General features: G+C 58.1%; 8 protein-coding genes. 7 read left to right on the top strand and 1 reads right to left on the bottom strand.

The genetic code is table 11. The features are described from left to right. Positions 1 to 145 precede the first annotated feature (145 nt). Positions 146 to 508: a DUF6124 family protein gene (locus ACIOWE_RS17915; RefSeq protein ID WP_401393971.1), complete on the bottom strand. Its 363-nt coding sequence runs from the start codon at positions 506 to 508 to the stop codon at positions 146 to 148. Between the two features lie 1,052 nt (positions 509 to 1,560). Between ACIOWE_RS17915 and ACIOWE_RS17910 the strand changes: the two genes are divergently transcribed. From ACIOWE_RS17910 to ACIOWE_RS17880, 7 genes are all read left to right on the top strand, one after another. Next, on the top strand, positions 1,561 to 3,162 hold the full coding sequence (locus ACIOWE_RS17910; RefSeq protein ID WP_401393968.1) for an ABC transporter substrate-binding protein: 1,602 nt from the start codon (positions 1,561 to 1,563) through the stop codon (positions 3,160 to 3,162). Positions 3,163 to 3,421: 259 nt separating this feature from the next. Beyond that, positions 3,422 to 5,047, top strand: coding sequence for an ABC transporter substrate-binding protein (locus ACIOWE_RS17905; protein ID WP_201235413.1), 1,626 nt, complete (start codon positions 3,422 to 3,424; stop codon positions 5,045 to 5,047). 302 nt (positions 5,048 to 5,349) lie between these two features. Further along, positions 5,350 to 6,948: an ABC transporter substrate-binding protein gene (locus ACIOWE_RS17900; RefSeq protein WP_401393965.1), complete on the top strand. Its 1,599-nt coding sequence runs from the start codon at positions 5,350 to 5,352 to the stop codon at positions 6,946 to 6,948. 176 nt (positions 6,949 to 7,124) lie between these two features. Continuing rightward, the gene (locus ACIOWE_RS17895; RefSeq protein WP_401393962.1) at positions 7,125 to 8,540 is read left to right on the top strand and encodes an OprD family porin; all 1,416 of its coding nucleotides are present in this window, start codon (positions 7,125 to 7,127) and stop codon (positions 8,538 to 8,540) included. A 77-nt stretch (positions 8,541 to 8,617) separates the two neighbouring features. Beyond that, positions 8,618 to 10,213: an ABC transporter substrate-binding protein gene (locus ACIOWE_RS17890; RefSeq protein ID WP_401393960.1), complete on the top strand. Its 1,596-nt coding sequence runs from the start codon at positions 8,618 to 8,620 to the stop codon at positions 10,211 to 10,213. Between the two features lie 73 nt (positions 10,214 to 10,286). After that, positions 10,287 to 11,297 carry an ABC transporter permease subunit gene (locus ACIOWE_RS17885; RefSeq protein ID WP_401393957.1) on the top strand — a complete coding sequence of 337 codons (1,011 nt, stop codon included), beginning with the start codon at positions 10,287 to 10,289 and terminating at the stop codon, positions 11,295 to 11,297. An 11-nt stretch (positions 11,298 to 11,308) separates the two neighbouring features. After that, the gene (locus ACIOWE_RS17880; protein WP_401393955.1) at positions 11,309 to 12,235 is read left to right on the top strand and encodes an ABC transporter permease subunit; all 927 of its coding nucleotides are present in this window, start codon (positions 11,309 to 11,311) and stop codon (positions 12,233 to 12,235) included. The last annotated feature ends 4 nt before the right edge of the window (positions 12,236 to 12,239 follow it).

Raw genomic sequence — 12,239 nt, 5'->3', positions numbered from 1 at the left:
GGCGATCAGTGAATGATCGCCGGTTTTTTTGTGCCTGGGATTTTTGCTGACTCATCTGGCGCCATCGCGAGCAGGCTCACTCCTACAGGGGTAACGCATTCCAAATGTAGGAGTGAGCCTGCTCGCGATGAACGATAACGCGGTCTCAAGTCTGCGGATCAACCCGATCCAACGCCCGGTTTACTGCCAACTCCGCCAGCATGATGATCTGCTGGATACCGAGCACCGTATTGCGCTGCAGACCGCTCAGCTCATTGGCGAAGTTGCTGGCCGCAGCACTGGCAGAGGCCAGCGATTCGCAAGCGTGGGCCAGCAGGCTTTCGGTATCGACATTGGGGCAGACCATGAACATCGTGCTGGGCTGGCGCGACTTTGTGGGCTGGGGACAGAGATAGAAATCGAGGGCGCGCTTGATGGCTTCGCGGTTTCTGGCGAGGTCTTCGTCGCGGAGGGCTGCTTCGAGTGGGGTTGGTTTTTCTTCGGGTGGATCTGGAACTGGCTTAGTCATTTTCATTACCTGTAGTGAGGCCAACCCCTCCGCCGTTTCTCACACGACGAAAGGTGGCAGCAATGTGCGGGGTGAGAAAACCGGACACAGGCACCCGGCCAGACCGAAGTCTGCCCGCACACAGCCGCCATAACGCAATTACAGACAGCGAATAAGCTGCCGGCAATTATGCTGATATTGACGCTATGCCTGTAGTTTTTTACACCGGGTTCTCACACCCGATCGCTGAACATTCAGCGACGTCCCAAGCCTAGAGAGCCCACGTCCGACGGACAACCTGAAAACCTTGTGGGAAGGTTCTGGTAATTCGATACACATTTAAACAGCTCAACGTAATCGGGCGACCGGGCGGGCCTCTTCGCGAGCAGGCTCGCTCCCACAGTTTGAACCGAGTACATCTGCCAGAGATTGGTCGGCTGTCAGGCCGCCATCGCTGGCAAGCCAGCACAGAGGTTGAGTTCATCTGGCAGAGACAGGTCGGCTGTCAGGCCGCCTTCGCAAGCAGGCTCGCTCCCACAAAAAAGCGACAGCAAGATCAAAAGATCGCAGCCCCCGGCAACTCCTACAGAGGCGACAAGTACACCCCGCACGCGGCGAATGCCGCCCCACTCAATAGGCCGAGTGGCAGCTCGCCTGCTTTTGATCTTGATCCACGAGCGACATCGGAAGGCTGAGCGGAGGGATTGATCCGGGGGTGGGAGCGCAGCGACCGTTCGACGAAGTCGAACACATCGAGAGGAGGTGCAGCGCAGCAAACCGTAGGCGATGCCCCCGGATGGATCCCGGAGCGAAGGAACCCCGAGCCCCAGCGAGCGGGCCGCACGTAGGAGCAAGCCTTTTTTTGCTTACTTTTTTGAGGCGTTTGTCAAAAAAGTGAGTCGCCGTCAGGGCGAAACCCTAAGCAGCCATCACCGCAGCAACGGATATGCCCCCAACAAAAACCCCCACATATACCGAGATAGACACTCCCACAGGAAAAACGATATTTCCGGACACCCCCAAATCCCCGCTACCCTCAAAAAACCACCACCTCCAATATCCCCGGGGACTCCATGCCAAGATCCACCCTCAAACCGCTCCTGATCTCCCTCGCACTAACAGCCATAGCCCCGCTAGCAAACGCCACCACCACCCTGGTCTACTGCTCCGAAGCCAGCCCCGCAGGCTTCGACCCCAGCCAATACACCAGCGGCACCGACTTCGACGCCTCCGCCGAAACCGTCTTCAACCGCCTCACCCAATTCCAGCGCGGCGGCACCGACATCGAACCCGGCTTGGCGACAAAATGGGACGTCTCCAACGACGGCCTGCAATACACCTTCCACCTGCGCCAAGGCGTGAAATTCCACACCACGGAATACTTCACCCCAACCCGCGACTTCAACGCCGACGACGTGCTCTTCACCTTCCAGCGCCTGCTCGACCCGGACAACGCCTTCCGCAAGGCCTACCCCGCCGAGTCGCCGTACTTCACCGACATGGGCCTGAACACCACGATCAAATCGGTAGAAAAACTCGACGAAAATACCGTGCGCTTCAACCTCAACAACGTCGACGCCGCGTTCGTGCAAAACCTCGCCATGAGTTTCGCCTCGGTGCAATCCGCCGAATACGCCGCGCAACTGCTGAAGGAAGGCAAAGCCGCCGACCTCAACCAGAAACCGATCGGCACCGGCCCGTTCGTGTTCAAGCGCTACCAGAAGGATTCACAAATCCGCTACGCCGCCAACAAGGCCTACTGGAAACCCGAAGACGTAAAAATCGACAACCTGATCTTCTCGATCACCCCGGACGCCGCCGTACGCCTGCAGAAACTCAAGACCGGCGAATGCCAGGTCAGCGGCTACCCACGCCCGGCCGACATCGAAGTCATGGAACAAGACCCGAACCTGCGCGTGCTCAAACAGGCCGGTTTCAACCTCGGTTTCCTCGCCTACAACACCACTCACCCGCCGCTCGACCAACTCAAGGTGCGCCAGGCCCTGGACATGGCCATCGACAAACCGGCGATCATCAAAGCCGTGTACCAAAGTGCCGGTCAGTTGGCACAAAACGCCTTGCCGCCGGCGCAATGGTCGTTCGACTCCAACATCAAAGACGCGCCCCACGACCCGGTAAAAGCCCGGGCTCTACTTAAAGAAGCAGGGGTTGCGCCCGGTACAACCATCAACCTCTGGGCGATGACAGTGCAGCGCGCCTCGAACCCGAATGCACGGATGTCGGCGCAGATGATCCAGCAGGATTGGGAAAAAATCGGCATCAAGGCCAACATCGTCAGCTACGAATGGGGCGAGTACATCAAGCGCGCGAAAAATGGCGAACACGACGCGATGATCTATGGTTGGACAGGTGACAACGGTGACCCCGACAACTGGCTCGGTGTGCTCTATAGCTGCGCGGCGGTGAAGGGCAGCAACTACGCCAAATGGTGCGATCCGGCTTACGACAAACTGGTGCAACAGGCCAAGGTCTCTACCGACAAGGCACAACGGGTAAAACTGTATCAACAGGCGCAACTGGTCCTCAAACAGCAGGTGCCGATCACCCCGATTGCCAACTCCACGGTGTTCCAGCCGCTGCGCAAGGAGGTCACGGACTTCCGCATCAGCCCGTTTGGTCTGACGCCCTTCTACGGCGTGGGTATAAATAAGTAACACCAAGCCCAAAGGCGGCGCGCACAACGTGACCGGCGCACCGTTTTGGGGCTTCATTTGCACCGTAAAAACCACCCGCAAACGGTCAAATGCGTCAGAAGTTATACAGATGCGACATTAAGGTACGTTCGTGCCACCGTTTGAGGCCGCCGACCGCTCTGGATCTTGCATTGGGTATGGCGCCTGCATAAGTATCCGCAGGCACGACTCACGAGGTCGTACCTCAAATCAAAAAATGACAACAAATCATGAGGCCAACATGCTTAAACACGCGGTCATTCCGTTTTTAGTCGGCGCAGGCTTGTTAGCCTCCGCACCATTCGCATCCGCTGCGACTAACCTGGTGTTCTGCTCCGAAGGGAGCCCGGCCGGATTCGACCCAGGCCAGTACACCACCGGAACCGACTTCGACGCCTCAGCTGAAACCATGTTCAACCGTCTGACCCAGTTCGAGCGCGGCGGCACCGCCGTGATTCCTGGTCTGGCGACCAAGTGGGACATTTCCGATGACGGCCTGACCTACACCTTCCACCTGCGCGAAGGCGTCAAGTTCCACACCACCCCGTACTTCAAGCCGACCCGCGAGTTCAACGCCGACGACGTGCTGTTCACCTTTAATCGCATGATTAACAAGGATGACCCGTTCCGTAAGGCGTACCCGACCGAATTCCCGTACTTCACCGACATGGGGATGGACACCAACATCACCAAGATCGATAAAGTCGACGACCACACCGTCAAGTTCACTCTGAAAGAAGTTGATGCCGCGTTCATCCAGAACATGGCCATGAGCTTCGCGTCGGTGCAATCCGCCGAGTACGCTGCCCAGCTGCTCAAGGAAGGCAAGGCTGCCGACATCAACCAGAAGCCGATCGGCACGGGTCCGTTCGTATTCAAGAGCTACCAGAAAGATTCCAACATCCGTTACACCGGCAACAAGGAATACTGGAATCCTTCGGACGTGAAGATCGACAACCTGATCTTCGCCATCACCACCGACCCGTCGGTACGTATTCAGAAGCTGAAAAAGAACGAGTGCCAGGTCACCCTGTTCCCGCGTCCAGCCGATCTGAAAGCGCTGAAAGAAGACAAAACCCTGAAGATGCCTGACCAGGCCGGCTTCAACCTGGGTTACATCGCCTACAACGTGATGGATAAGGTCAAGGGCAGCAACGAGCCGAACCCACTGGCTGACCTGCGCGTTCGCCAGGCGCTGGACATGGCAGTGAACAAGCCACAGATCATCGATTCGGTTTACCAGGGCGCGGGCCAACTGGCCGTTAACGCCATGCCGCCGACCCAGTGGTCTTACGACACCACTATCAAAGATGCCAAGTACGACCCTGAGAAAGCCAAACAGCTGCTCAAGGAAGCCGGCGTCAAGGAAGGCACCGAGATCGTTCTGTGGGCGATGCCGGTACAGCGTCCGTACAACCCGAACGCCAAGCTGATGGCCGAAATGCTCCAGTCCGACTGGGCCAAGATCGGCTTGAAAGTGAAGATCACCAGCTACGAATGGGGCGAGTACATCAAACGCTCCAAAGGTGGCGAGAACCAGGCCATGATCATTGGCTGGAGCGGTGACAATGGTGATCCGGACAACTGGCTCAATGTTCTGTTCGGCTGCGACTCGCTGAGCGGCAACAACTTCTCCAAGTGGTGCGACAAGAAGTTCGACGGCCTCGTCAAGGAAGCCAAGCGCACAACCGACCAAGGTAAGCGCACCGAACTGTACAAAGAGGCGCAACACGTCCTCAAAGATGCAGTCCCTATGACACCTATCGCTCACTCGACGGTGTATCAACCCATGCGCGCCAACGTGCAGGACTTCAAGATCAGCCCATTCGGCTTGAACTCCTTCTACGGCGTCAGCGTCAGCAACTAAAAGAGACAGCGGCGACGTTTTCAGCGTCGCCGCTGTTTTTTTCTGCCGATTAGTTAGGAATTTGCCTACAGCTGTTTCCACCCTGCCTATCCAGGGAGATACAGGCTCTGTTGCCTTTTCCTACGAGTCTTTAGGACTCAACGCATTTACTGCCAGACCCACGGCTCTTACCGTCGGGTTCTGACCAGTGACTGCGTGGGCTAACGGTTTGCTGTACGTACTGGTTTGAGCTCGATGCAGCCACAACGTCCCTGGACGGGACCGCGGTGCATCGAAACACACTAAAAAAAAGAGGGAGCGTCATGCGCCATACCTTGGTTTTTTCCGCATTGCTGGGCGCCGGCCTGTTGGCCGCCACGTCCGCCAGCCACGCCGCCAGCAACAGTCTGGTGTTCTGCTCCGAAGGCAGCCCGGCGGGTTTTGATACCGCGCAATACACGACGGCCACCGATAACGACGCCGCCGAGCCGCTGTACAACCGACTGGTCGAGTTCGAAAAAGGCGCGACCAATGTCGTACCGGGCCTGGCCACCAAGTGGGATATTTCCGAGGATGGTCTCAAGTACACCTTTCACCTGCGTGAAGGTGTGAAATTTCATACAACGCCGTACTTCAAACCTACTCGCGATTTCAACGCCGACGACGTGCTGTTCACGTTTAACCGCATGCTCGATCCGCAACAGCCATTCCGTAAGGCTTATCCGACCGAGTTCCCGTATTTCAACGGGATGAGCCTGAACAAGAACATCGCCAAGGTCGAAAAAACCGGGCCGCTGACCGTGGAGTTCACGCTCAACAGCGTCGACGCCGCGTTCATCCAGAACATTGCCATGAGCTTCGCCGCCATCCTGTCCGCCGAATACGCCGACAAACTATTGGCCGAAGGCAAGCCGAGCGACATCAACCAGAAACCGGTCGGCACCGGGCCGTTCGTGTTCAAGAGTTATCAGAAAGACTCGAACATCCGTTACACCGGCAACCCGCATTACTGGGACCCGAGCCGGGTCAAGCTGAAGAACCTGATTTTCGCGATCAACACCGACGCCTCTGTGCGCGTGCAGAAGCTCAAGGCTGGCGAATGCCAGATCACCCTGCATCCGCGCCCGGCCGATGTCGAAGCGCTGAAGACCGATCCAAAACTGCAGCTGATTTCCAAACCGGGTTTCAACCTCGGATACATCGCCTACAACGTCCGCCACAAACCGTTCGACCAGCTCGAAGTGCGTCAAGCGCTGGACATGGCGGTGAATAAACAAGGGATTCTCAACGCTGTTTATCAGGGTGCCGGTCAACTGGCGGTCAACGCCATGCCACCGACCCAGTGGTCTTACGACGACAGCATCAAAGACGCTGCCTACAACCCGGAAAAAGCCAAAGAGCTGCTCAAGGCTGCCGGCGTCAAGGAAGGCACCGAGATCACCCTGTGGGCGATGCCGGTGCAACGACCGTACAACCCCAACGCCAAACTGATGGCCGAAATGCTCCAGGCTGACTGGGCGAAGATCGGTCTGAAAGTGAAGATCGTCAGCTATGAATGGGGCGAGTACATCAAGCGCACCAAGAATGGCGAGCACGACATCAGCCTGATCGGCTGGACCGGTGACAACGGTGATCCGGACAACTGGCTGGGCACGCTGTACAGCTGCGACGCCATTGGCGGCAACAACTACTCCATGTGGTGCGACCCGGCTTACGACAAGCTGGTCAAAGAGGCCAAGGTCGTCACCGACCGTGACCAACGCACCGTGCTTTACAAACAGGCCCAGCAATTGCTTAAACAGCAAGTGCCGATCACGCCTGTCGCCCACTCGACGGTCAACCAGCCGTTAAGCACACGGGTTGAAGGGTTCAAGGTGAGCCCCTTCGGCCGCAACGTGTTCTCGGGTGTCAGTATCGATTAACCCAACCGATTAGCCGCAACGCTGAGGGGCGCTGTCTAGCCCCTCACGCAAGCGCTTTGCCGAAATTCGCCAATCTGGCCTTTTGCAAACGTTTGCGATGTGTGAATGAGTTCTAAACCAAATAACCGGCATACCAAAAAAAGCCGGCATAAAAAGAAAGTAAAGGAGCTTCACCCATGAAACTGAGCAGCACCGCGATACTGGCCCTGGCCATCAGCAGCGTTACCGCCACGGCTTATGCGGAAACCCAAAGTCAGGCCTTCACGCCAGTGACCGTCAATGAGAAAAGCGCCCAGGCGGAGGCCACCGGTTTTCTTGAGGGTCAATCGCTGACGGGCACCACACGTAACTGGTACGCCAACGAGCAGAAGAAACGTGGCGGCAAGTTCAAGTACCTCAAGAATGGTACGGCAGAAACCACGGATCGCCGTATCAACTGGGTACAGGGCACCATTCTCAAGTACAACTCGGGCTTCACCGAAGGCACCGTTGGTTTCAGCACCGAAGTGGCGCTCTACAATGCCGTAGCCCTGGAGCGTGATCGCAAGAACCTGGCAGCAAACGAGGGCGGTGCCCCGGTCCTTGGCAAGCCGTACGGCAACAACCGTACTTTGACCCGTGATGGCGGCGATGCGGAAGGCCAGTGGAGCAAACTGGGCCTGGCCAACGTCAAGGCACGCTTTTCCAACACCACGCTGACCGCCGGCCGCATGAACTTCAGCAGCCCGCAAGTCGATGTAATCGGCAACCGTGCGCTGCCGTCCAGCTTCGAAGGTATTGCCATCCATAGCGAAGAGCTGAACAACCTCAGCTTTGACGCTGCTACCTTCGACCGCGTTTCGCCACGAAGCGAAGAAAGCCTGCAGAAGTTCCGCGCCGAGTACACCGACTACACGGTGGATATCGACCACGTGAACACCCTCGGCCTCTCCTATCAGCCATTCGCCAGCCTGACGACCAGCCTCTGGGCAACTCAAGCTGAAGACGTGTGGAACCAATACTATTTCGGCGCCACCCATGTCCTGGGCGACAGTTCTCTGGTGGCTCTGACCACCGGCCTGAACTACTACAAGACTGTGGACGAAGGCAAAGCCAAAGCCGGCCAGATCGACAACGACACTTACTCGCTGTCGCTGGGTCTGGCGCACGAAGCTCACAGCCTGACCTTCTCGTACCAGCAAGTAAACGGTAACGAGTACTTCGACTATCTGCACGAAACCAACGGCATCTACCTGGCCAACTCCCTGCTCTCGGACTTCAACGGCCCGAACGAGAAATCCTTCCAGGTTGCCTACGGTCTGAACATGGCCCAGTACGGTGTACCCGGCCTGAAATTCAACATTTATCAGGCGCGCGGTTGGGGCATCGACGGTACCCATAACGATGGCGGCGCTTACGCCAGCGTAAAAGCTATGGATGGCGAACACCATTATGAATACGGCATCGGTGCCTCCTACGCAGTGCAAAGCGGCGCACTCAAGGACACCACTGTCCGTGCGACCTACACCACACACCGTGCGAGCGAAGAGCAGGCTGATGGCAACATCAACGAATTCCGCCTCGTGACCACCATTCCATTCAAGATTTTGTAAAACCGCCAACCGACGGCTGACTCAGTGACGAGTCGGCCGTTCGGTTTTTGTCTTCAACCGATTGCAGAGGGTTATCGATGAAAATGCTTCCCCTACGTGCGGCCGTCGCTGCCGCGTTGTTGAGCGCCGCCATCGGCGTCTCGGCCAAACCCTTGGTGGTCTGCACCGAAGCCAGTCCGGAAGGCTTCGACATGGTCCAGTACACAACTGCAGTCACTGCCGATGCGGTGGCCGAAACCATTTTCAACCGCCTGGTCGATTTCAAGCCTGGCACCACCGAGGTGGTTCCGGCGCTGGCCGACTCTTGGGAAATCAGCGATGACGGCCTGACGTACACCTTCCACCTGCGCAAAGGCGTCAAGTTCCACACCACCGAATACTTCAAGCCGACCCGCGAGATGAACGCCGACGACGTGCTCTGGAGCTTCCAGCGTCAGCTGGACCCGAATCACCCGTGGCACAAACTGTCGAGCGTGGGCTTCCCGTACTTTGAAAGCATGGGCTTCAAGGAACTGCTCAAGAACGTGGAAAAGGTCGACGACTACACCGTCAAGTTCACCCTGACCCGTCGCGAAGCACCGTTCCTGGCCGACGTGGCCATGCCATTCACCGCGATCTACTCCGCCGAATACGCCGACCAGTTGCTCAAGGCCAACAAGACCGGCGACCTCAACAACAAGCCAGTCGGCACCGGCCCGTTCATCTTCCAGCGTTACGCCAAGGATGCGCAGGTACGCTTCAAGGCCAACGCGGAATACTTCCGCGGCAAGCCGCCGGCCGACGCGCTGATTCTGGCGATCGCCACCGACAACAACGTGCGCCTGCAAAAGCTCAAGGCCAACGAGTGCCAGATCGCGCTGTATCCGAAACCGGATGACATCCCGAGCATCAAGAAAGACAGCAACCTGAAAGTCGAAGAGCTGGACGCGATGACCGTCTCGTACATCGCCATGAACACTCAGCACAAATACATGAGCGACGTGCGCGTGCGCAAAGCCATCGACATCGCCTTCGACAAGGAAGCCTATGTCAACGCCCTGTTTGGCAAAGGCAACGCGACGGTCGCGGTCAACCCGTACCCGCCAACGCTGCTGGGCTACAACCACGACCTGAAGAATCCGCCGCGCGACCTCGACGCCGCGCGCAAGCTGCTCAAGGAAGCCGGGGTTCCGGAAGGCACCGTGTTTACTCTGTTTACCCGTAACGGCGGCGGCCCGACCAACCCGAATCCGATGCTCGGCGCACAAATGATGCAGGCTGACCTGGCGAAAGTCGGGATCAAGATCGACATCCGCGTGATGGAGTGGGGCGAAATGCTCAAACGCGCCAAGGCCGGCGAGCACGACATGGTCTCGGCCGGATGGGCGGGCGACAACGGCGACCCGGATAACTTCCTGACGCCTATGCTCAGTTGTGAAGCGGCCAAGAACGGCGAAAACTACGCACGCTGGTGCAACGAAAAATTCCAGACGCTGCTGGATGAAGCACGGGCTAAAGTAGATCCGGCCGAGCGCGCGAAACTCTACGAGCAGGCCCAAGTCCTGTTTAATCAGGACCAACCGTGGATCAGCATGGCCCACACCCGGATGTTTACCGCAATGCGCAACAACGTAGAGGGCTATCACATCAGCCCTCTCACCACTAATAACTTCGCCACCACCCAGGTGAAGTAGATAAGAAACTCCCGGTTTCCCTGATTCCAGGGAAGCCGGGCACGCCTAACCGGCTGATGAGGTACCACACAAGATGTTTAGTTTTATTGCCCGCCGACTGGGGTTGTTGATCCCCACGTTTTTCGGCATCACCTTGCTGACTTTCGCGTTGATTCGCATGATTCCCGGCGACCCCGTGGAAGTGATGATGGGCGAACGTCGGGTCGACCCCGAAATGCACGCTCAGGCAATGGAACGCCACAGAAATAAAAAACCTTTATATACACAATATCTGGACTACATAGTAAAACTGGCCCACGGCGACCTCGGCGAATCCCTGCGCACGCGTGAGAGCGTATGGACCGAGTTCACCTCCCTCTTCCCGGCGACCCTGGAACTGTCCATGGCCGCCCTGCTGTTCGCCGGCATTCTCGGTCTTCTGGCCGGGGTGATTGCGGCACTCAAACGAGGATCGCTGTTCGACCACGGGGTGATGGGCATCTCCCTCGCGGGGTATTCGATGCCGATCTTCTGGTGGGGCCTGATCCTCATCATGTTCTTCTCGGTGAGCCTGGGCTGGACCCCGGTTTCCGGGCGGATCGACCTGCTCTATGACATTGAGCCACGCACCGGTTTCATGCTCATCGATACGCTGCTGGCCGATGACGTCGGCGCGTTCTTCGATGCCCTGCATCACCTGATTCTGCCGGCCATCGTGCTGGGCACCATTCCGCTGGCGGTAATCGCACGGATGACCCGTTCGTCGATGCTCGAAGTGCTGCGCGAAGACTACATCCGCACCGCCAAGGCCAAAGGCCTGTCGCCATCGCGCGTGGTGTTCGTCCACGGTCTGCGTAACGCACTGATTCCGGTACTGACCGTGGTCGGCCTGCAAGTCGGCACCCTGCTGGCCGGTGCGGTTCTGACCGAAACCATTTTCTCGTGGCCCGGCATCGGTAAATGGCTGATCGAAGCCATTGGCGCCCGGGACTACCCGGTTGTGCAAAACGGCATCCTGTTAATCGCCTGCCTGGTGATTCTGGTCAACTTCGTAGTGGACATCCTCTACGGCTTTGCCAACCCACGCATCCGTCATCAGCGCTGAGGTCCATACCCATGAGCACTCCAACTTCCTCAGTAGCCACCGCCACGTCCGCCGTGGATCAAAGCCTGCTGTACCCGTCGCCGTACAAAGAATTCTGGCAAGCCTTCTCCAAGAACAAGGGCGCCGTTGCCGGCCTGTTGTTCATGTTGCTGGTGATTTTCTGCGCATTGTTCGCCCCTTGGGTCGCGCCGCATAACCCGAGCGAGCAATACCGTGACTTCCTGCTGACGCCGCCGGCGTGGCTTGAAGGCGGGCAAATGCAGTTCCTGCTCGGCACCGATGAGCTGGGTCGCGACCTGCTGTCGCGTCTGATCCAGGGCTCGCGCCTGTCGCTGCTGATCGGCCTGTCGTCGGTTGTCATGTCGCTGATCCCGGGGATTCTGCTCGGCCTGTTCGCAGGCTTTTTCCCGAAAGTGCTCGGCCCGACCATCATGCGTCTGATGGACATCATGCTGGCCCTGCCGTCGCTGCTGCTGGCTGTGGCGATTGTCGCCATCCTCGGCCCTGGCCTGATCAACACCGTGATCGCCATTGCTGTGGTGTCGTTGCCGTCCTACGTGCGTCTGACCCGTGCCGCCGTCATGGGCGAACTGAACCGCGACTACGTGACCGCCGCACGCCTGGCCGGTGCCGGTCTGCCACGTCTGATGTTCATCACCGTGCTGCCGAACTGCATGGCGCCGCTGATCGTGCAGGCAACCTTGAGCTTCTCCTCGGCGATTCTCGATGCCGCCGCACTGGGCTTCCTCGGCCTTGGCGTACAACCGCCAACTCCTGAGTGGGGCACCATGCTGGCCTCGGCCCGCGACTACATCGAACGCGCCTGGTGGGTCGTGAGCCTGCCTGGTTTGACCATTTTGCTCAGCGTGCTGGCAATCAACCTGATGGGCGACGGTCTACGCGATGCGCTGGACCCGAAACTCAAGAATGCCGCCTGAGGAG

The organism is Pseudomonas sp. NPDC087598 (assembly GCF_044743525.1).
Taxonomy (GTDB): domain Bacteria; phylum Pseudomonadota; class Gammaproteobacteria; order Pseudomonadales; family Pseudomonadaceae; genus Aquipseudomonas.
Note: the sequence above shows the minus strand (reverse complement) of the source record. Positions and strands in the feature narration are given on the sequence as shown.

What these genes read in the sequence shown, in the direction of transcription:
- ACIOWE_RS17905 (WP_201235413.1), top strand. Translation starts at nt 3,422, where the DNA reads ATGCTTAAACACGCGGTCATTCCGTTTTTAGTCGGCGCAGGCTTGTTA.
- ACIOWE_RS17915 (WP_401393971.1), bottom strand. Translation starts at nt 508, where the DNA reads ATGACTAAGCCAGTTCCAGATCCACCCGAAGAAAAACCAACCCCACTC.
- ACIOWE_RS17895 (WP_401393962.1), top strand. Translation starts at nt 7,125, where the DNA reads ATGAAACTGAGCAGCACCGCGATACTGGCCCTGGCCATCAGCAGCGTT.
- ACIOWE_RS17890 (WP_401393960.1), top strand. Translation starts at nt 8,618, where the DNA reads ATGAAAATGCTTCCCCTACGTGCGGCCGTCGCTGCCGCGTTGTTGAGC.
- ACIOWE_RS17910 (WP_401393968.1), top strand. Translation starts at nt 1,561, where the DNA reads ATGCCAAGATCCACCCTCAAACCGCTCCTGATCTCCCTCGCACTAACA.
- ACIOWE_RS17885 (WP_401393957.1), top strand. Translation starts at nt 10,287, where the DNA reads ATGTTTAGTTTTATTGCCCGCCGACTGGGGTTGTTGATCCCCACGTTT.
- ACIOWE_RS17900 (WP_401393965.1), top strand. Translation starts at nt 5,350, where the DNA reads ATGCGCCATACCTTGGTTTTTTCCGCATTGCTGGGCGCCGGCCTGTTG.
- ACIOWE_RS17880 (WP_401393955.1), top strand. Translation starts at nt 11,309, where the DNA reads ATGAGCACTCCAACTTCCTCAGTAGCCACCGCCACGTCCGCCGTGGAT.